Below are 18795 nucleotides of genomic sequence, written 5' to 3' on the forward strand. Positions count from 1 at the left end.
TTAGTAAAGAGATACAGAAATGCTTTTGTGGAATGAGGATTATGGCTTTAACGCTTCAAGAGAAAATCATTGACCCTAACCAAGGGGTATATTTAATTGGTACCACACCACCTAAGATTGGCACCGACCCAGAACAGCTAAAATCAATTGCCGCTAAACTTTTAGGCCGTTTACATGAGATTGAATACGACGGCGTGATCATCTATGACATTCAAGATGAAAGCAGCCGTACTCAAGTACCACGCCCATTTCCTTTTAAGCACACCGTTGATCCGTGTGAATATAGCCAGTTGATCCGCGAATTGTCACACCTTGATGTAATTACGTATAAAAGTGTGGCACAGCGCGATAGTGAAGCTTTTGGCAATTGGTTAAGCAGCACTAAACAGCAATATGGGTTGAACAATCTAGTATTAGTGGGCAGCCCGTCTTCACAAGGCGATATTAAGTTGCCGCTTTCTGAAGCCTATAAGGTATTGAAGCATCACCAAGATGACTTTTTCTTGGGTGGTGTAACCATCGCAGAGCGCCATGCCAGTAAGCGTAATGAACACGAAAGGCTGATAGATAAAACAGAGCAAGGCTGCCAATTCTTTGTTTCCCAAGCAGTGTATGACGCTCAAGCAACCATAGATCTGATCACGAGTTATGCTCGCACCTGTAAACAGCAAGGGCAAACACCAAAACGCATTATTCTTACCTTTACTCCATGTGGTGGAGAAAAGACCTTGCAGTTTATGGAATGGCTGGGGATCTCAGTACCAGAAGCAACCAAATGGCGCATGTTAGATGCAGAAAACACACTAAGTGAGTCAATTCGTATTTGTAGAGAGAATCTAGATCAAATCTTAAAAAGCTGCTCACATCTAGATATTTCTCTTGGCTTAAATATTGAGAGCTTAACAAACCGCAAAGAAGAAATAGATGCATCGATAAACCTTTACAGGCTATTGAAGGCGACCATGGAATTATGCCTTGCGGAAAAGCAAATTGCTTAATGCAGTCTAGTAAACTGAAAAAGCCAGCTTCATCAAGCTGGCTTTTCTGTTAACCTTGCTGGATTATTCAAAGCCCAGATTAACTTAGACTCAAGAAAGCGATTAACCCCACCCCAAGTAACAAGCGGTAAATGACAAATGGCATCATGCCCATGCGCTCTATGATTTTCAGAAAAAAGAAGATGCAGGCATAAGCCGAGATAAACGACAGTGCCGCACCACTTAATAGTGCATCCCAATCAACCACTTCATCGCCCGTTGCGAGCTCTAAACTGTAATACAGCCCCATCATAGAAATGACCGGAATAGACATTAAAAACGAAAAGCGCGCCGCACTTTTCTTATCAAGCCCGAGTAATAAACCTGCGGTGATGGTAATACCTGAACGCGATGTGCCGGGAATAACAGCGGTAATTTGCGCAAGCCCCAGTATCAATGCGCTTTTCCAGTTTAAGGCAAATTCGTCTTTGATTTGTTTCGCTTTCACGTCGGCATACCAAAGCAGTAAACCAAATACTATCGTCGATGTTGCAATCACCCAAGCGCTACGTAAATAAACTTCTACGATATCTTTAAGTAGTGGAGCTAAGATCACGAATGGTATGGTGGCAACCACAATACACCAAGTCAGCCGGCTTTCTTTTGAGTGCGTACCTGAGAATGACTTGAACCATCCTGCCAGTAGGCCGACAATGTCTTGTCGAAAATAAATAACGACAGCCAGTAAAGTACCGACATGAACAGCAACATCAAAGGCAAGACCCTGATCTTGCCAACCTAGTACTTGAGAAGGTAGCAGTAAGTGGGCAGAACTCGAAATAGGTAAAAATTCAGTGAGACCTTGAATAATTGCAAGGACGACAATCTCAATAAAGCTCATTGCTTGGGAAACTCCACTTTCCATAATTTTTGAGTTGGGTTGTGATACTCCTGCCATAACTGAGCAATGGTTTTACCCTCAACAGGATGGATAAAATCAGGAGCTAGTTCAGCTAATGGCTGAAGCACGAAGGCATTTTTGGTTATTTCATCCCGAGGCAACTGAGCGGGTGATGAACAAATAAGGTGGTCATAAAAGAGAATATCAAGATCTAATGTACGTGGACTAAACTTCTTTTCACTACAGCGACGGCCATGATCGTATTCTATCGATTTGAGCAGTTTATACACTGCGTCTAAAGACAGCTGTGTTTGTGCTGCAAAGACCGAGTTATAGAAGTTATTTCCTGCAAACCCGACGGCTTCACTCTCAAAAACACTCGAATGTTGAAAATCCGGAAAGTGTTCTATCAATACCCTCAAGCCACTCAGCAAATTTTTTTCTTTTTCTATGTTTGAGCCGAGACTGATAAAAATTTGTGCCATGATAATTCTACTTCTTACGCACAATTTCTACACCAACCGTTTGTGCTTGTGGCACGGCAGCAGGTTTACTCACTTTTATAAGCACTTGTTGTACATTAAATTCATTGAGGATCATTGCAGCAAGCTGTTCAACTAGCGTTTCTAATAGCTCAACTGGTTTTGCTTGGGTATGCGCAATAATACGCTCACTCACTTTGGCATAATCAACCGCCAAATTAATATCGTCATGGCGAGCGGCAGCGCTAATATCGGTCAACATCTCAACATCAAAGTAAAGGCTTTGTTTACTTTCTTTTTCAAAGTCGTACACTCCTATTATGGCTTCGACGTGTAGCTGTGAGATATAGACTTTATCCATGTAAACTCCAAACATGTTTATCGCTGTAATTCACCCGCATTTTCTAATCGCAATTCGCGATCTGTGCAGGACTTAAGACCGCCGATCATAGCCCAAAACAACGCAATAAAAAATAAGGAAGACAGTGTTAATCAGTTTAATGTGCGTATGTGCTTATTTATTGGGATCGATTTCCTCAGCGATTCTGGTGTGTCGGTTATTCAACCTGCCAGATCCACGCTTTAATGGTTCTAATAATCCAGGCGCAACCAATGTATTAAGATTGGGAGGAAAGATCCCAGCTGCGCTGGTGCTCGTCTTCGATATTTTAAAGGGAACCATCCCGGTGTGGGGAGCCTACTTTCTGAAAATAGAACCTGTATGGTTAGGTGCAATAGCCGTAAGCGCATGCCTTGGTCACATTTATCCTATTTTCTTCCACTTTAATGGTGGTAAAGCGGTAGCAACAGCATTTGGTGCACTATTACCTATCGGCTTGTCATTGGGTGGGCTATTGATTAGTACGTGGCTCGTGGTGCTAGCGATAACGCGCTACTCTTCACTCGCAGCGATTGTTGCAGTCGCTGCTGCTCCACTTTACACATGGTGGATAAAACCGCTTTATACGGTGCCGGTTAGCTTTTTAACTGTGGTGATTATTATTCGTCATAGGGCAAATATTAAAAGGCTCTTGAGTGGTAAAGAGCCCAAGGTGGGGAAAAAGTCTAAAGACTAGACTTTTTCTAGACTATCCAGCGGCCAACGCGGTTTAGTCTTCATATCAAGTGGCGCATGCTGACCTGCTTTTAGGCGCTGCATTCCTGCATAAGCTATCATCGCCCCATTGTCTGTACAAAACTCAGTGCGCGGGTAATAAACCCGCCCTTTCATGCCAAGCATCATGCGCTCAAGCTTTTGCCTAAGTTCAGTATTGGCGCTGACGCCACCTGCAATCACAAGGCTTTTAATGCCGGTTTCTTTCAGTGCTCGCTTACACTTGATCGCTAGCGTTTCTACGACTGCTGTTTGAAAAGCATGAGCAATATCTGCTTTCGTTTGCTCGTCATCGCCTTCATTACGGATCGTGTTTGCCGCTGCGGTTTTCAATCCACTGAAACTAAAATCCAGACCAGGTCTGTCTGTCATCGGTTTTGGAAAAGTAAATCGCCCTGTTTGACCCTGTGTCGCCATTTTCGCAAGCATTGGGCCGCCAGGATAATCAAGACCGAGTAGCTTGGCGGTTTTATCAAATGCTTCACCAGCGGCATCATCCACTGACTCACCAAGTACCTCATATTCACCGATACCCGAGACTTTGACCATCATAGTGTGGCCACCAGATACTAACAGCGCGACGAATGGGAAATCTGGTTTATCGTCTTCAAGCATAGGGGCAAGCAAATGGCCTTCCATATGATGTACGGCAACAGCTGGGATCCCCCAACCAAACGCTAACGAGCGACCTATTGAGGTGCCAACCAACAAAGCACCGACCAAACCCGGCCCTGCGGTATAAGCAATGCCATCAAGGTCTTCAGGACCGCAACCCGCTTGGGCGAAAGCAGCTTCTATAAGAGGAATTGTTTTGCGTACATGATCACGAGAAGCAAGTTCAGGCACTACCCCACCATAATCGGCGTGTACTTTTACCTGAGAATATAATTGATGTGCCAACAGCCCTTGCTCATCATCATAAATAGCAATACCCGTCTCATCACATGAGGATTCTATACCCAAAATACGCAAGTTACTTTCTCCAAACTCTTTACTGCAGCCGCTGATTATACGAAATCAGCTACTCAAGTTCCAAACCAATATTTGTTTGGCCGTCAGCTAGTGCCAGGGCCTTCAGCGACTTCACCGATTCGCTGCTAATACGCCCCATATTTTCCACATGTTCGATAAGCTCAGCGAGGATTTCAATTTCATACTGCATCTGCGGGTGCTCACGCACTAACTCATTCGTTGGAGATATATCTTCCGCCATCAACATAAACTCGATGTATTTAGCTACCGTTGCCTGAGAAATTTTGGCAACGCTTACAAACTCATGTTCATCTTTTGTCATCAGACCTTGCAACATGCCTAACAGCGCTGTCGCTACGTCGATTGCGGGATAGGTACCAAACATATCAAACTCACTGAGCTCAGGTACATTTGGTTCTACCTTTTCAACCAGCTTTTCTAAGCTAATTTTGCTCTTTGGCAGTAATATTTTCTCCCAGATTAAATTCAGCGCATTTCTGAGCACTTGCTCGTCGCCAAAACCCGTTGCCTCACTAAATAGTGAATAATTTGGCAACATACGCTCAATAATAGCAGCGCCTAAGACTGCCTTTTGAAGATAATTTAACTCTCTAATTCTTTGAAAGTTATTTGCTTTGCTCATGCTTATTTCCACATTGCCAGCAATATTCAAACGCTGGTCCATTTAATTCTGCACAGTGGTTACATAGCCAATCCGACAGCTCGGCGGCACTGTGATGACGTGATTTGTTATAGTTTACCAATATTTCCTGAGCCTCGGGTAACTTTATTGCATAAACAAAGAGCTTGATGGCAGCTTGCTCTGCTGGAATTTCACCAATAGCCCCTGACAAATGTTCACCTTGTAAGCGAACCTGAATATTCGCTTGCTCTAGTTGACCTTTGAGTAAATGTGCTTCAACAAAGCCGCTGATAGCGCACAATTGCACCCAATGAAAAGGCTGTTCACTCATTGCATTATCTTCACTATTGAATTAGCACTCAATGTGCTCATTTGTTTCTTGATAAAATCATTCATTATCATCACACTTAAACATCTAGCTATTCCAAAAAAATACGACTATGACTCTAACAACACCGGGCCTATTATTCCCAGCAATTTCTTTATTGCTACTCGCTTACACCAATCGCTTTTTGGTACTCGCACAATTGATCCGTGAATTAAACGCTCGAGAAGGCGACACCATAAGATCTTTGGTTAAAGCACAAATCGAGAACTTAAGAAAACGAATTAGATTGATCAGACGAATGCAAGTATGGGGCGTCATCGCGTTTTTACTCTGCACATCTTCAATGTTTGCCTTGTTTCTTGAAATATCCTTACTTGGCGTCACATTGTTTGGTGCGAGTCTTTGTAGCCTAACCTTGTCATTGCTACTTTCTCTTTATGAAATCCACATTTCTTGCGATGCAATCGAACTAGAATTGCAAAATATCGAGAAAAAACCTCAACAAGATTAGCGGCCTTGTTACTGCCGACTATACTAATGTTGAGTCAGCATAAAAAGAGGAGCAATCTGTGAGCGGATTTTTGTTCTCAGATGAAGTGCTAGAAAGCCCTACAAATAAAATGGCCGAAACCTACTGGGATATTCTGGTTGTAGATGATGAAGAAGACATTCACCAAGTGACTAAACTGGTGTTATCTGGCTTTAAATTTGAGAATAAATCACTGAGATTTCATCACGCCTACTCTGCACAAGAAGCAAAAGCCATCTTGGACACGGAGCAGAATATCTCTGTAGGCCTCATTGATGTCGTAATGGAAAGTAATCATGCAGGGCTTGATTTAGTGCGATATATCCGCGATGACTTAGCAAACTTTGATATTCGCCTTGTCCTGCGCACTGGGCAGCCAGGAGAAGCCCCAGAAGAATCGGTCATTCGCGATTACGATATTAATGACTATAAGAACAAAACCGAGCTCACTGCCGTCAAGCTAAAAACACTACTCTATTCTGCTTTACGGGCTCACCGGGATATTCAAACCATCGAAAAGCACAAAATGGGACTTGAACGCATTATTGATGCATCCTCAAACTTTTTGAAGTGTAGCAATATTCAGGATTTCGCATCAACCATATTATCTCATGTATCCGCTGTAATGGGATTATCTGATTCGGAAATATATTGCGCAGCTGCGGTAAATCACCAAGCCAACGAACCGACAAAATTTAAACTACTTGCAGCCTCAGGGGCCGGCGTAGAACCTAGTATTGTTACCTTGCCCGAGAATGTACAAAATCTGTTTATAGAAACACATAATAAAAAAGCATCGATAAAGACCCGTAACGAATATATTGGCTACTTCCCTTCGCGAGAAGGGAGTGAAACGATGATTTATGTGAGTAAGGACAGCGAACTTCATAGCATGGACTTCCAGCTACTTGAATTTTTTGCAAACAATATTGCACTAGCCTACGACAACTTGAAGTTGCGTGAAACCGTCAAAGATTCTCAAAAAGAGCTTTCTTATATTTTGGGTGAAGCCGTCGAAAAACGCTCGAAAGAAACCGGCTCACACGTAAAACGCGTGGCACATTATAGTATGCTTTTAGCTCAGCTTTACGGACTCTCTCACTACCAAGCAGAAATCATCAAACTCGCCTCTCCGCTCCATGACATTGGCAAAATCAGTATTCCAGATCAAATCCTAAATAAACCCGGAAAACTCACTGATGAAGAATGGATAATTATGCAGACGCATGCGCAGCAAGGGTTTGAAATCTTAAAAAATTCAACAAATGAGATTTTGCAGTGTGGCGCATTAATCGCGCATCAACATCACGAAAAGTGGGATGGTTCAGGCTATCCTAGAGGTTTAAAGGGAGAGCAAATTAACATTGTCGGCAGGATCACTGCTCTGGCAGATGTCTTTGATGCACTAGGAAGTGAGCGGTGTTATAAGCCAGCTTGGCCACTAGATAAAGTAATAGATTTGCTAAATACTCAAAGTGGTAAACAATTTGAACCCAAATTGGTTGACCTTTTTCTAAAAAATCTGGAACAATTTATTGAGGTACGTGACAGGTATCCTGACTAACTTTGTAATCAGAATGTAAAAACTTCACTTTCTTTTTCCCGATTGGTGTATTATTATTGGGAAAAGACGTAATAAATGTGTTTTAGTTGAAATTAAAAGGAATTTCACATGAGATTTGAACAACTCGAGCAGTTCGTAGCATTAGGTAATCTAAGACATTTTAGACAAGCCGCAGAACAAACCCAGATCAGTACTTCAGCGCTTACTCGAAGCATCCAAACCCTTGAAGATGAAATAGGTTGTGAACTCGTTAAACGCTCAACACGTTCAGTAAAACTGACTGAACAAGGTGAGCTGTTCTTAAAGTATTGCAAAACAACCTTATCAGAACTCGATCTAACCAAGAAAACCATTAAGCAAAGTTTGTTTGGCCGTGATAACCAAAAGTTAATTATTGGTTATACGACTCAAGCTAGCAGCATCGTGCCAGTTTCTTGCGGTCAGTTTTTAGCTCAGTACCCTAATGTGAAGATCGAAATGCAGTTGCAAGATGAGTTGGAGCTTACTCGTAAGCTACAACTTGGTGAGATTGATATTAGCGTATATTTACAAAGTGCAAATAGCATAGTGAGTGATATTCACCTGCCTGATCAGTTAGTTTTATTTGTTTCGAGAAATCACCCTCTAGCAAATCAAGACAGCATCAGAAAAGCCGAATTAACGCAATACCCTATGTATGGCTGTTTCTCACAGTCGAAGCAAGTACAAAGTATGCTTAATGAAGCCGTTGACTCGTTAAACAAATCAACGAGTGTTAAAATTGGTAACATTGAACAAGTAATTGATGGTTTGAAGAATAGCAATAGCTTTGCAATTGCGAGTATCGAACATTCAAAAACTATCGCACAAGACCCTAACTTAGTTTTCTTAAAAACCAATAAGGCTTTGGATAGAGAACAATTGATTGTACAAACCAATCACCAAGTTGGCTCAAATGCGCATATAAATCACTTGCTTGAGCTAATTGAGGATGCTGCATCTTCATCTAGCAAGCAAACAGTAACTTATTAGTTGCTAAACAGACGGGCAAATAATCTCTATTACTTGCCCGTTTTTAATTACTCGCTTTAGAGCGGTAAAAAGCCCAGCACGACCCCGACAAAAATCGCCAAGCCCACATAGTTATTGTTTAAAAAAGCCCAAAAACATCTGTCTCTATCTCTGTAGCGTATGGCATATTGTTGCCTAATAAGCAGCACAGAGGCTGCTAGTAAGCCGCACCAAAAAGCGAGATTCAAGTCGAACGTTGCACCAACTGCCGCCATCATCGCGATAAATGTGATGTTGAGCAGTGCAATAATATGGAGGTCCCATTTGCCGAATAAAATCGCAGTAGACTTTACCCCTATCTTCAAATCATCATCCCTATCTACCATGGCGTACATAGTGTCATAAGCAACCGTCCATATTAAATTCGCAACAAACAATACCCAAGCAAGCACTGGCACATTTTGATTTACTGCCATAAAAGCCATCGGTATTGCCCAGCTAAAGGCAGCCCCAAGTACGAGTTGAGGTAAGTTTGTATAACGTTTCATGAAAGGATAAACAGAGGCTAACGCTAGAGCTCCAAAGGATAATACAATGGTTTGCCAGTTTAAAAAAAGCACCAAAATAAAAGCCACCGCGACCAAAATAGCAAATAGGCCTAGTGCCTCTTTACTCGTTACAGCGCCTCTTGCAAGCGGTCTTGTCGCGGTACGCTTTACAGCTCCATCAACCTTACGATCAGCAAAATCATTGATAACACAGCCTGCACTGCGCATTATAAATACACCCAGAGCAAAGATAACAATAAGCCAAATACTTGGAACACCTTCAGCTGCAAACCACAGTGACCAAAGCGTTGGCCACAATAATAGTAAAGTCCCGATTGGCTTATCTAATCGCATAAGTTGGCTGTAAGCCTGCCATTTCTGGTGGTCAATCATAAAAGCTTTCCGATATAAAGACTTCACAAACTAAAATCTTTGCTTTGCCGTTTTTAAACCAGCTTCTTCTAGCAAATAAACGCTCTGGGACGATGCCAGTTGTGGGTGCAATAAGTTCAATCAGCGCCGGATAGTCGGCAGTAGATAAACGAAGAAACTCAAGGGTTCCGCGCTGCCAATTTGAATCAGTAAACAGTAACTCACCCAAAGGTGTCTCACCAATTGCATCCATTCCGACAGTACATGCGTCCTCATTGAGCCAACTTTGTCCAAATACAGCTGCTTTACCGTTACAATTTAACGTTACTTCTCGGCACCAAACCTGTTCAGAAAGATCCGTACGTAACGCTTCAGGAGCGCTCCTGAACTCATTAGCAAGCACAGTCACAGAAAACCTTTCACAAGTTTCTTTCAATTTTGCGGTTAGAGATTGAGCCTCTAATAAATAAGGAGAAAGTGCTGGCTCAACATCCACCAACTGTGTGTTCTTCAGCCAAGGGAGCTCTAAGGGTAATTGCAAAGGCAACGTTCTATTTCCGTTTTAAAAATCCGCGGTCATAATAGCAGAGCAGCGGCTTTCTAAAAAGTTTATGTTTGTATTGAAGCTACCTGTAAAATCAACGCAATTATGTATAAACTAAGTAAAAAGTAATTTGTATTAGGATACCTAATTAAACATGAGACTGTTGGCTGTTGTACTCACATTATGCATTGCATTAACCACGGCTTTCCCTGTAAAAGCGGACTCAACTATTGGGTATTTCGGGTTTGAGCCAGATATCATCACAAACTACATAGGCCAGTCCAACAAAAAGCTCGGTTATGTCCGTGTTACCGTTGACCTAATGTTAAATGACGTTGCGAATATTGCCGTGGTTGAACACCATACTCCTTTACTAAGAGATGCTATCGTACAGATCCTGAGTAAAGAAAACGAAGAAACCATTAAATCATTAACTGGCAGAGAAGAAATCAGAAAACGCTGCGCTGAAAAGCTAAAGACACTGCTAAAAGAAGAAACTGGACAGGAAATTGTTCGAGACGTGCTTTTTACTAAATATTTATATCACTAAGCGAACCAATTCATACAAGAACTCGGAAGCGCAAGATCCCGAGTTCGAAGTAACTAGCTATTCTCTTTGAGTTGCCTGTTGATAGGCCAAAATACCGCAACCAACATACCTGATAGCAATCCGAACAAATGCGCCCAGTTAGCCATGTTAATAAAAAACATATCCGTAAACCCAAACAGCATCCAAAGCAGCATAAAGCCAATAACAGGTTTAGAGACCAAAGCGGCTCCGGCAGGATTTCGATGACCAATTACCCAACAAAAGCCAAGTAGCCCATAGACCACGCCACTTAGTCCACCAAAATTAGCGTCAACGAATAGGAACTGCATAAAGTTACTGGTTAAGCCGGTTACAAAGTAGATGCAAACTAATGCCCAAAGCCCGAGTTTCTCTGAAATTTGTGCGCCAAGGTGTAACCACCAGCTTAAATTAAAAATCAAATGTATGGCGCTAAAATGTATGAGTGTAGGTGCTATCCAAGTCCAAGGTTTATCTAGGGAAAAACGTAGTGCAGAAAAGATGCCATTAGCGTCACCAAACAGCATGGCGACAAAAATAATAATACTGACACCAAAAACGCCCTGCAATAACCAGTTTAATCCCGCAAAGCGCCGCACCAAGTTTAAGTTTTGGCCTTGATAGCTAAATAACCCCTGTGTACTTCCTGTTTGCCAAGAAGCCGCTTGATATAAGTCGGCCTCAGGTTGCTCCAAAAACGTTTGCCAAAGACGCATAGCAAGCGCTTCATCACCACGCTCTAGCCAAACTTCAACTTGCTGCCCATCGTGACTTTGTAAAACACAATAAATCCCTTGCGTCTTAAAATAATCGACCGCACCTTGTGCTAGTCGAGCATTGTGATAATGGGCTATTAATTTCACTTTTCAATCTCGTTTGGCAACTCACTTGCCCACTGCGTAAAACCACCATCCATACTGTAAACATCTTCAAAGCCCTGCTCTACTAGATAGTTGGCCGCGCCTTGTGAAGAGATCCCGTGATAACACACAACCACGATTGGTTGGTCAAACTCTTTCTCCTGCATGAAATGCGCAAGATTAGCATTAGATAAATGTTCAGCGCCTGGAATATGCCCTTGTGCAAAAGTATTTTCATCGCGAATATCTGCTACAACAACATCATCATTGCCTAAAAGCGCTTGTGTGTCTGCTACTGAAATATGTTTAAAAGACATGTGCTACCCATTTAAAACTAAAAAATAAAAGACGGCTTAAGCCTTATCGACCTAGCCGTCTTTCTATTATAACTACTCATTCATGCACTAAGCAAAGTTGAGCATTAATCCCAATTCAGAATAACTTTACCTGATTGCCCTGAAATCATCGTATCAAAGCCAGTCTGGAAGTCATCAACATGGAACTGATGGGTAATGATTGGATCAAGGTTTAAGCCTGACTGGATCAAACTTGCCATTTTGTACCAAGTTTCAAACATTTCACGGCCGTAAATACCCTTGATCACTAAACCTTTGAAGATCACTTGGTTCCAATCCACCGCCATGTCAGAAGGAGGAATGCCCAACATTGCAATCTTACCACCATGGTTCATGCTGTTTAACATGCCTTTAAATGCAGAAGGAACACCTGACATTTCAAGTCCAACATCGAAGCCTTCTGTCATACCAAGATCTTTCATAACCGTTTCTAGGCTTTCACTGGCAACATTTACTGCTCGCGTAGCACCCATTTTAGTGGCAAGTTCAAGGCGATATTCATTTACGTCTGTGATCACCACATGACGCGCACCAACGTGTTTCGCCACTGCCGCAGCCATAATACCAATTGGGCCAGCACCAGTAATGAGGACATCTTCACCAACTAAGTCGAACGACAATGCGGTGTGCACTGCATTACCGAATGGGTCGAAGATAGAAGCTAGTTCGTCAGAAATGTTGTCAGGGATCTTAAACGCATTATAAGCAGGAATAACTAGGTATTCTGCAAATGAACCTTCGCGGTTAACGCCTACCCCAATGGTGTTACGACATAGGTGAACACGACCAGCACGACAATTACGACAATGACCACAGGTGATATGACCTTCACCAGATACTCGGTCGCCAATGCTAAAACCACGTACCTCTTGGCCCATATCGACCACTTCACCTACATATTCGTGCCCCACAACCATTGGAGTTGGGATCGTGTTTTGTGCCCACTCATCCCATTTGTAGATGTGTACGTCGGTACCACAAATTGCTGTTTTACGGATTTTGATCAATAGATCGTTGTGCCCTACTTCCGGTTTTGGCACATCCGCCATCCAAATTCCTTCTTCAGCTTTCAACTTGGATAATGCTTTCATAGTATTCGCTCGTTAGCTGCACCGGCTTAATGCCGGTGTCAAAATTAAATGACGCCTAGGTCTTTACCAATACGGGTAAAGGCTTCGATTGCTTTGTCTAGCTGCTCAGTCGTATGCGCAGCTGAAATTTGTGTTCTGATCCTAGCTTGACCTTTTGGCACAACAGGATAAGAGAAACCGATTACATAGATCCCTTCAGCTAGCAGTCTGTCAGCCATTTCTGAGGCCACTTTGGCATCGCCTAACATAACCGGAATAATCGCGTGATCTTTACCCGCACAAGTAAAGCCAACAGCTTCCATCTTAGTACGGAAGTAGGCTGCGTTATCCCATAGTTTAGCACGTAAGGCATCGCCTTCTTTCATCATGTCTAGTACTTTGATTGAAGCAGTAACAATTGACGGCGCTAGCGAGTTTGAGAATAAATAAGGACGTGAACGCTGACGTAACCACTCTACGATTTCTTTCTTACCAGAAGTATAACCGCCCGACGCACCGCCAAGTGCTTTACCAAGTGTTCCTGTAATGATATCCACTCGGTCTAATACACCACAGTATTCCGGTGTACCTCGGCCATTTTCACCAACAAAACCTACTGCGTGTGAATCATCAACCATCACTAATGCGTCGTACTTATCCGCTAAATCACAAACCGCTTTTAAGTTACAAATAACGCCATCCATTGAGAATACGCCATCGGTCGCGATAAGCTTGGTTTTCACACCAGCTTCATCAGCGGCTATTAACTGCTGCTCAAGATCAGCCATATCGTTGTTTGCGTAGCGGAAACGCTTAGCTTTACATAAACGCACACCATCAATGATAGAAGCGTGATTTAATGAGTCCGAGATAATTGCATCTTCAGGGCCTAAGATAGTTTCGAATAAACCAGCATTAGCATCAAAGCATGAAGAGTAAAGGATAGTATCTTCTGTTTCTAGAAATTCACTGATCTTTGCTTCAAGCGTTTTGTGAATATCTTGCGTACCACAGATAAAGCGCACCGACGCGACACCAAAACCATGGTCATCAAGGCCGCCTTGCGCCGCTTTAATTAGCTCTGGGTGATTCGCCAAACCTAGATAGTTGTTTGCACAGAAGTTAATTACACTTTCGCCAGTCGATACTGCAATTTCAGCTTGCTGCTGAGAAGTGATAATACGCTCTTTTTTATATAATCCTTCAGCTTTTACTTCTTCAATTTGTTGCTGAAGCTGGCTGTAGAAGGCCGATGCTCTCATCTGGGAGTCTCCATTTTTTGCACGGTGATAGTAAGCTACGCATCGCCATAGGCGGTTGCCATTCTCACTATCAGAAGTTAACGCTTGGGCTTATTCTATATTAATTAGCTCAAGTTAATTGGAACGTACCAATTCAATCATACCTGGTACATTAAAAGATATCTTTATTTTAAAAGGTTCACACAATAAATGCACGATTTGCGACAACTGGCAGCAAACTTTATTTTACTCAGACAAACATAGTGCGGCTGGTACCTCCGCCAACGACGCACATACTTTATCCGCGAGCTGTTGTTGCTCTTGACTAAAACTCTGCCCAGACTCAACTAAAATGGCTGTTTTTACGCCAGCAGCGCGGGCAGCCTTGATATCTGAGACTTTATCACCAATCATAATACTTTGCGCAGGATCCAAGTCATGCTCGGCTATCGCTTGCAGCAGCATCCCAGGTTCAGGCTTACGACAGTTACATTCTACTTTATATGGGTCTTGTGCCTTTTCAGGGTGGTGAGGACAAAAATAAACACCAGCGATGTCAACACCATGCGCCATAAACTGCGCGCACATCCACTCACTTAACGCGTGAAATTGTGCTTCATCATAGTAACCTCGGCCAATGCCCGACTGATTCGTCACGACCACAATTTTATAGCCGGCTTTGCTAAATGCTTGGCAGGCACTGAATACCCCGTCGATAAACTCAAAATCCGCGATTTGATGAACATAGGCGTGATCTTTATTAACAACGCCGTCTCTGTCTAAAAATACTGCCTTATGCATTGATCACAATCCCCTGCTCTTTTATTACCCGATCAAACATCGTAATTACTGCATCAACGGAAATTTGAGACATGAGTTCGCTACCCTTTACGCGTGTTCCCCAGGGTAATTGCTCTGCGGATTTGCCCTTTTGCGCAATGAGGTTTTGATGATAAACCTCAACTACATAGTCTTGATACAGGTATGGCCCTGTGCGAGTTGGGTTGGAGTGCGCATACAAACCAATCACCGGCGTTCCAACTGTCACAGCCATATGAGCAGGCCCGGTATCAGGTGCTAACACCAATTCGGCTTGCTCCAACACACAAAGTAGGGTTTTCAAGTCAGTTTTTCCCACTAAGTTTAATAACTCAGCTTGACTGTGTTTTTGAATTTCGGCTGCTAAGTTTTGCTCAAGCTCCGTTGGACCACCCGTTATCACCACCTGAAACCCCAATGCAGCAGCATGTTCTGCAACCCTAGCATAACGCTCAGGAAGCCAATTGCGCTCGGCTTTACTTGCCGCAGGCGATATCACAAAAACCTTGCTTTCAGGTAATAGCGATTTTGCCGCAGCTTGATGAGCTGCCGTCACTGGCATCTGCCATGTTGGCTCACCGCACTCAGCACCAATTGCACGGGCAAAGTTTTGGAAACCTTCGAGCACATGTGGCGACTTTTGAGGTGCGATCCGCTTATTAATAAACAAACTGTGTAACTCTTTTGAGCGCCCTTTATCAAAGCCTACTTTTTGCTTTGCAGGAATAACTCGCGCAACAAGGTTGGCTCTTAACGCAACCTGCATATGTAGTAATACGTCAAACTTTTGCCCTTTGAACTTTGCCTTTAACGCCTTGAGCGCGGCTTTACCCTGCTTTTTGTCAAATACGACGAGCTCAACACCGGGTAGGTCAGCCAACAACATGGCTTCCACTTTACCTATCACCCACGTTATTTTCGCTTGCGGATGTGCGCGTTGGATCGCCTGTACAGCACTCACTGCATGGCACACGTCGCCAATCGCAGAAAGTCGCAAAATACAAATAGAGGTCAAGGATTTGCTCAAAACAATAGTTCTCATGGAAAGTAACAAGCGCTTGATCTTAAATTAATCAAACAAGTTTGCAAGTTTCACTGAGGGTGAAAAATCGTTAGAATGTCACAATTGACTCTTAAGAATCCTATATTGTGCAAATCACCAAACAGCCGTATAGCTATTTACTAACGCCTTCAACCCTAGATTATGATGTTTCAGAAGAAATGTTTGACCCTGAATATTGGCAGAAAAATAATGCGATTGTCGGCTCGAAAGAAGGTCGAGCAACGGCGTGGTTCGTGCGATTTAACCAAAGCATCGCGGTACTTAAGCACTACTATCGTGGAGGCTTAATCGGCAAGCTGTTGAGTGATCAGTATATTTTCACCAAGCTAGAAAATACGCGCGTATATCAAGAGTTTGCTTTGCTAGAGCAACTACAACTACAAGGTTTACCAGTCCCAACACCACTTGGTGCAAGAATATCGCTTCATTTTGGTATTTATCGTGCAGATATTTTGACCGAAGCGGTGTCTGATGCCACCAGTGTTTGCGAAATTTTGCAAGCAAGAGCGCTTAGTACAAATGAACTGGAAAGTATCGGCCACACCATAGCTCAGTTTCATCAAGCCGGTGCCTATCATGATGACTTGAACATCAACAATATTTTGTTTGATGCCAACGGCAAAGTATTTCTAATTGATTTTGATAAGGGCAAAATCATGCAGCCAAACTCAAGTTGGCAGCACGCAAACATGGAGCGTTTGCAACGTTCATTTAAAAAAGAGGCCGGCAAATGGCCGACCTTTTATTTTGATGAAAATCAGTGGCAAGTATTAATGCAAGCCTATCGCAGCGCACGTTAACTTTTTTGTAGCTGTGCCTTTTTAATCACATTGGAAGTCGAGCACCCATCCAAAAACGCTAACACCTCGACTTTTCCACCTTGATTAAGCACATGCTCTGCACCTGCGATCTCTTCTACTTTATAGTCACCACCTTTGACCAAAATGTCAGGGCTGACCATTTCTATCAACTTAGCTGGTGTATCATTTTCTTCAACACTGCCAAACGGAATAACCCAATCCACAGAAGCGAGTGCAGATAACACCATCGCCCGCTCTTTTAGTGGATTGATTGGACGTTCAGGTCCTTTGAGACGCGAGATCGATTCATCATTATTTAATCCAACGACGAGTCTGTCGCCCATCGCTTTAGCTTGCGCTAAATAACGCACATGGCCTGCATGGAGAATATCAAAGCAGCCGTTGGTAAACACAATGGTTTCGCCGTTTTGCTTGGCAAAAGTAATGTGCTTAAGCACTTCTTCAAACGGCGTTTGGTAGTGCTCGCCCGTTTCTCTAAGATATTGACCCAGTTTGCGACTCAACTCTTCCGGTGACACCGTTGCAGCACCTAACTTACTCACGGCAATGCCTGCGGCAATATTTGCAACTTCAACTGCATCTTTGGCAGACATTCCCGCACCTAACATAGTCGTCAGTGTGGCGATCACGGTATCACCTGCTCCCGTAACATCACTTACTTCCTGTACTTGAGCTGGGAAATCAAACTTTTCAGCACTGGTTATTAAAGACATGCCTTGCTCGGAGCGCGTCAGCAACATAGCGCCGATCCCTGACGTTTTCAGCAGTTCACGCGCACTAGAGGTGAGTGCCTCTTCGCTACTTGTGTCTCCACCAGCGAGTTTAAATTCGTTTAAGTTAGGCGTAATAAAATCAGCACCTTGATAGAGGCTCAAGTCACTATTTTTAGGGTCAATTAGTACCGTTTTACCAGCGGCTTTTGCCACCGCAATCATTTCTGAAATGGCGCACAAAGCGCCTTTGTTGTAGTCGCTAAACAACACAAAGTCATACTTATCAACTTCTTGCTTTAGACGCTCAAGCAGTAGTTGACTGTGAGATAACTGAAAAGGCTCTTCTAAATCGAGTCGGACTACTTGCTGATGACGGCTGATCACACGCATTTTTGCGATAGTCGGCAACTCAACGACGTTAACTAAGCTAGATTCAATGTTTTCCTTGGTAAGGATAGCCTCAAGCGTTTTACCATTGTCATCTTCGCCGATAAGCCCAAGCAAACCCACTTTACCATCTAAGTGAGCGATGTTTTTGGCAACGTTCGCCGCACCACCAGCTTTGTCTTCCAACGCGCTGACTTTCACCACAGGTACTGGAGCCTCAGGAGAAATACGCCCGGTATCTCCATGCCAGTATCTATCCAACATCACATCGCCAACCACCAATACCTTGGCTTGATTTAGCTGTTGAAGTGCCGCTAACTTCATGCCTCTTGCTCCGCCGCAACAAGCATATCGACCGCTTCGCATAGCCAGTGACCAATAAACATATGCGCTTCTTGAATACGCGCTGTCTCGTCGTTTGCGATAATAATCGGTAATTTAGCAATGTCCTTCACTTTGCCACCAGTTCTACCAGTCAATGCCACGGTAAAGGCACCAATTTCATTTGCGGCTTGAAGTGCCAAATTGATATTAGGGCTCGTACCTGATGTGGTTAAACCAATCACCATATCTTCCGGTTTACAAAGCGCCTGAACCTGACGCTCAAATACGGAGTCAAAGTGATAGTCATTGCTGTGTGCGGTCAAAATTGAGGTGTCGGTAGTTAATGCAATCGAAGCCAAAGGACCACGCTCTAATTTGTAACGCACCACAAATTCTGCAGCGAGGTGCTGCGCATCTGCCGCGCTGCCACCATTACCAAACCAAATGACCTTACCACCAGCTGCTAACGTGCTTTGGCATGCTTCAAGTAGCTCAACACATTCTTGGTGATAGTTTGCCATTGTTTCAAAAACATCAACATGGCGCTGTAAGCTTGCGAAGTAGCTTTGTGCTACTTGTTCATTCAATGACATATTTGTTCCTAAACTA

At 43.2% G+C, this 18795-nt stretch carries 23 protein-coding genes; 7 read left to right on the plus strand and 16 right to left on the minus strand.

Features of this window, described 5'->3' with window-relative positions; all coding sequences use genetic code 11:
• Positions 1-41 precede the first annotated feature (41 nt).
• A complete protein-coding gene (locus A587_RS0103985) occupies positions 42-998 on the plus strand; it encodes a methylenetetrahydrofolate reductase (protein WP_017216515.1) in 957 nt (318 codons plus the stop codon).
• A gap of 79 nt (positions 999-1077) precedes the next feature.
• On the opposite strand, the gene A587_RS0103990 is transcribed toward A587_RS0103985, so the two are convergent.
• From A587_RS0103990 to folB, 3 genes are read right to left on the minus strand one after another with little or no spacing between them, the layout of a single operon-like run.
• On the minus strand, positions 1078-1878 hold the full coding sequence (locus tag A587_RS0103990) for an undecaprenyl-diphosphate phosphatase (protein WP_017216516.1): 801 nt from the start codon (positions 1876-1878) through the stop codon (positions 1078-1080).
• Positions 1875-2363, minus strand: coding sequence for a 2-amino-4-hydroxy-6-hydroxymethyldihydropteridine diphosphokinase (gene folK, locus A587_RS0103995; RefSeq protein WP_017216517.1), 489 nt, complete (start codon positions 2361-2363; stop codon positions 1875-1877). The genes A587_RS0103990 and folK overlap by 4 nt, the downstream gene beginning before the upstream one ends.
• A gap of 7 nt (positions 2364-2370) precedes the next feature.
• Positions 2371-2721 (minus strand): dihydroneopterin aldolase, encoded by a 351-nt coding sequence (gene folB, locus A587_RS0104000; protein ID WP_017216518.1) that lies wholly within the window; start codon positions 2719-2721, stop codon positions 2371-2373.
• Positions 2722-2845: 124 nt separating this feature from the next.
• On the opposite strand from folB, the gene plsY reads away from it, so the two are divergent.
• Positions 2846-3436: a glycerol-3-phosphate 1-O-acyltransferase PlsY gene (gene plsY / locus A587_RS0104005; protein ID WP_026000874.1), complete on the plus strand. Its 591-nt coding sequence runs from the start codon at positions 2846-2848 to the stop codon at positions 3434-3436.
• Here plsY and tsaD read toward each other — a convergent pair.
• Genes tsaD through A587_RS0104020 form a run of 3 tightly spaced genes read right to left on the minus strand, consistent with a single transcriptional unit; the run spans position 3433 to position 5420 of the window.
• Entirely contained in the window at positions 3433-4446 is a 1014-nt protein-coding gene (gene tsaD / locus A587_RS0104010) for a tRNA (adenosine(37)-N6)-threonylcarbamoyltransferase complex transferase subunit TsaD (protein WP_017216520.1), read from the minus strand. The two genes, plsY and tsaD, sit on opposite strands and share 4 nt — an antisense overlap.
• A gap of 49 nt (positions 4447-4495) precedes the next feature.
• The gene (locus A587_RS0104015; protein WP_010374628.1) at positions 4496-5089 is read right to left on the minus strand and encodes a YjaG family protein; all 594 of its coding nucleotides are present in this window, start codon (positions 5087-5089) and stop codon (positions 4496-4498) included.
• Positions 5073-5420: a putative signal transducing protein gene (locus A587_RS0104020; RefSeq protein ID WP_017216521.1), complete on the minus strand. Its 348-nt coding sequence runs from the start codon at positions 5418-5420 to the stop codon at positions 5073-5075. Before A587_RS0104020 ends, A587_RS0104015 begins: the two co-directional genes overlap by 17 nt.
• Before the next feature lie 109 nt (positions 5421-5529).
• Between A587_RS0104020 and A587_RS0104025 the strand changes: the two genes are divergently transcribed.
• The 3 genes from A587_RS0104025 (at position 5530) to A587_RS0104035 (ending at position 8521) form a co-directional block, all read left to right on the plus strand.
• Positions 5530-5928 (plus strand): DUF2721 domain-containing protein, encoded by a 399-nt coding sequence (locus A587_RS0104025; protein WP_010374626.1) that lies wholly within the window; start codon positions 5530-5532, stop codon positions 5926-5928.
• Between the two features lie 58 nt (positions 5929-5986).
• Complete coding sequence (locus A587_RS0104030) at positions 5987-7510, plus strand: DUF3369 domain-containing protein (protein WP_017216522.1); 1524 nt, start codon at positions 5987-5989, stop codon at positions 7508-7510.
• 108 nt (positions 7511-7618) lie between these two features.
• Positions 7619-8521 (plus strand): LysR family transcriptional regulator, encoded by a 903-nt coding sequence (locus A587_RS0104035; protein WP_017216523.1) that lies wholly within the window; start codon positions 7619-7621, stop codon positions 8519-8521.
• 56 nt (positions 8522-8577) lie between these two features.
• Here A587_RS0104035 and ubiA read toward each other — a convergent pair whose 3' ends face one another.
• Both ubiA and A587_RS0104045 read right to left on the minus strand, forming a co-directional pair.
• Positions 8578-9441: a 4-hydroxybenzoate octaprenyltransferase gene (gene ubiA, locus A587_RS0104040; protein ID WP_017216524.1), complete on the minus strand. Its 864-nt coding sequence runs from the start codon at positions 9439-9441 to the stop codon at positions 8578-8580.
• On the minus strand, positions 9434-9961 hold the full coding sequence (locus A587_RS0104045; RefSeq protein ID WP_232288011.1) for a chorismate--pyruvate lyase family protein: 528 nt from the start codon (positions 9959-9961) through the stop codon (positions 9434-9436). Before A587_RS0104045 ends, ubiA begins: the two co-directional genes overlap by 8 nt.
• 157 nt (positions 9962-10118) lie before the next feature.
• On the opposite strand from A587_RS0104045, the gene A587_RS0104050 reads away from it, so the two are divergent.
• Positions 10119-10514, plus strand: coding sequence for a flagellar basal body-associated protein FliL (locus A587_RS0104050; protein ID WP_010374621.1), 396 nt, complete (start codon positions 10119-10121; stop codon positions 10512-10514).
• Positions 10515-10567: 53 nt separating this feature from the next.
• On the opposite strand, the gene glpG is transcribed toward A587_RS0104050, so the two are convergent.
• The 6 genes from glpG to A587_RS0104080 form a co-directional block, all read right to left on the minus strand.
• On the minus strand, positions 10568-11395 hold the full coding sequence (gene glpG / locus A587_RS0104055) for a rhomboid family intramembrane serine protease GlpG (protein WP_017216526.1): 828 nt from the start codon (positions 11393-11395) through the stop codon (positions 10568-10570).
• Positions 11392-11709, minus strand: a complete 318-nt coding sequence (gene glpE, locus A587_RS0104060) for a thiosulfate sulfurtransferase GlpE (protein WP_010374619.1) — start codon at positions 11707-11709, stop codon at positions 11392-11394. The genes glpG and glpE overlap by 4 nt, the downstream gene beginning before the upstream one ends.
• 104 nt (positions 11710-11813) lie before the next feature.
• Positions 11814-12839: an L-threonine 3-dehydrogenase gene (gene tdh, locus A587_RS0104065; RefSeq protein WP_010374618.1), complete on the minus strand. Its 1026-nt coding sequence runs from the start codon at positions 12837-12839 to the stop codon at positions 11814-11816.
• 44 nt (positions 12840-12883) lie between these two features.
• A complete protein-coding gene (locus tag A587_RS0104070; RefSeq protein ID WP_010374617.1) occupies positions 12884-14080 on the minus strand; it encodes a glycine C-acetyltransferase in 1197 nt (398 codons plus the stop codon).
• A 225-nt stretch (positions 14081-14305) separates the two neighbouring features.
• A complete protein-coding gene (gene gmhB, locus A587_RS0104075) occupies positions 14306-14860 on the minus strand; it encodes a D-glycero-beta-D-manno-heptose 1,7-bisphosphate 7-phosphatase (RefSeq protein ID WP_017216528.1) in 555 nt (184 codons plus the stop codon).
• A complete protein-coding gene (locus A587_RS0104080) occupies positions 14853-15920 on the minus strand; it encodes a glycosyltransferase family 9 protein (protein WP_017216529.1) in 1068 nt (355 codons plus the stop codon). The genes gmhB and A587_RS0104080 overlap by 8 nt, the downstream gene beginning before the upstream one ends.
• A 107-nt stretch (positions 15921-16027) precedes the next feature.
• Between A587_RS0104080 and A587_RS0104085 the strand changes: the two genes are divergently transcribed.
• Positions 16028-16741, plus strand: a complete 714-nt coding sequence (locus A587_RS0104085; protein ID WP_017216530.1) for a 3-deoxy-D-manno-octulosonic acid kinase — start codon at positions 16028-16030, stop codon at positions 16739-16741.
• Here the strand turns inward: A587_RS0104085 and hldE are convergent.
• Both hldE and A587_RS0104095 read right to left on the minus strand, forming a co-directional pair.
• Positions 16738-18186 carry a bifunctional D-glycero-beta-D-manno-heptose-7-phosphate kinase/D-glycero-beta-D-manno-heptose 1-phosphate adenylyltransferase HldE gene (gene hldE / locus A587_RS0104090; RefSeq protein WP_017216531.1) on the minus strand — a complete coding sequence of 483 codons (1449 nt, stop codon included), beginning with the start codon at positions 18184-18186 and terminating at the stop codon, positions 16738-16740. The two genes, A587_RS0104085 and hldE, sit on opposite strands and share 4 nt — an antisense overlap.
• Positions 18183-18779 carry an SIS domain-containing protein gene (locus A587_RS0104095; protein ID WP_010374612.1) on the minus strand — a complete coding sequence of 199 codons (597 nt, stop codon included), beginning with the start codon at positions 18777-18779 and terminating at the stop codon, positions 18183-18185. The genes hldE and A587_RS0104095 overlap by 4 nt, the downstream gene beginning before the upstream one ends.
• Between the last annotated feature and the right edge of the window lie 16 nt (positions 18780-18795).

This window comes from Pseudoalteromonas sp. NJ631 (assembly GCF_000276645.1).
Lineage (GTDB): Bacteria > Pseudomonadota > Gammaproteobacteria > Enterobacterales > Alteromonadaceae > Pseudoalteromonas > Pseudoalteromonas piscicida.

Bases quoted from the DNA above. Each gene is read 5' to 3' on its own strand.
- A587_RS0103985 (WP_017216515.1), top strand. From the start codon at position 42: ATGGCTTTAACGCTTCAAGAGAAAATCATTGACCCTAACCAAGGGGTA.
- A587_RS0103990 (WP_017216516.1), bottom strand. From the start codon at position 1,878: ATGAGCTTTATTGAGATTGTCGTCCTTGCAATTATTCAAGGTCTCACT.
- folK (WP_017216517.1), bottom strand. From the start codon at position 2,363: ATGGCACAAATTTTTATCAGTCTCGGCTCAAACATAGAAAAAGAAAAA.
- folB (WP_017216518.1), bottom strand. From the start codon at position 2,721: ATGGATAAAGTCTATATCTCACAGCTACACGTCGAAGCCATAATAGGA.
- A587_RS0104015 (WP_010374628.1), bottom strand. From the start codon at position 5,089: ATGAGCAAAGCAAATAACTTTCAAAGAATTAGAGAGTTAAATTATCTT.
- A587_RS0104020 (WP_017216521.1), bottom strand. From the start codon at position 5,420: ATGAGTGAACAGCCTTTTCATTGGGTGCAATTGTGCGCTATCAGCGGC.
- A587_RS0104025 (WP_010374626.1), top strand. From the start codon at position 5,530: ATGACTCTAACAACACCGGGCCTATTATTCCCAGCAATTTCTTTATTG.
- A587_RS0104035 (WP_017216523.1), top strand. From the start codon at position 7,619: ATGAGATTTGAACAACTCGAGCAGTTCGTAGCATTAGGTAATCTAAGA.
- ubiA (WP_017216524.1), bottom strand. From the start codon at position 9,441: ATGATTGACCACCAGAAATGGCAGGCTTACAGCCAACTTATGCGATTA.
- A587_RS0104050 (WP_010374621.1), top strand. From the start codon at position 10,119: ATGAGACTGTTGGCTGTTGTACTCACATTATGCATTGCATTAACCACG.
- glpE (WP_010374619.1), bottom strand. From the start codon at position 11,709: ATGTCTTTTAAACATATTTCAGTAGCAGACACACAAGCGCTTTTAGGC.
- tdh (WP_010374618.1), bottom strand. From the start codon at position 12,839: ATGAAAGCATTATCCAAGTTGAAAGCTGAAGAAGGAATTTGGATGGCG.
- A587_RS0104070 (WP_010374617.1), bottom strand. From the start codon at position 14,080: ATGAGAGCATCGGCCTTCTACAGCCAGCTTCAGCAACAAATTGAAGAA.
- gmhB (WP_017216528.1), bottom strand. From the start codon at position 14,860: ATGCATAAGGCAGTATTTTTAGACAGAGACGGCGTTGTTAATAAAGAT.
- A587_RS0104080 (WP_017216529.1), bottom strand. From the start codon at position 15,920: ATGAGAACTATTGTTTTGAGCAAATCCTTGACCTCTATTTGTATTTTG.
- hldE (WP_017216531.1), bottom strand. From the start codon at position 18,186: ATGAAGTTAGCGGCACTTCAACAGCTAAATCAAGCCAAGGTATTGGTG.
- A587_RS0104095 (WP_010374612.1), bottom strand. From the start codon at position 18,779: ATGTCATTGAATGAACAAGTAGCACAAAGCTACTTCGCAAGCTTACAG.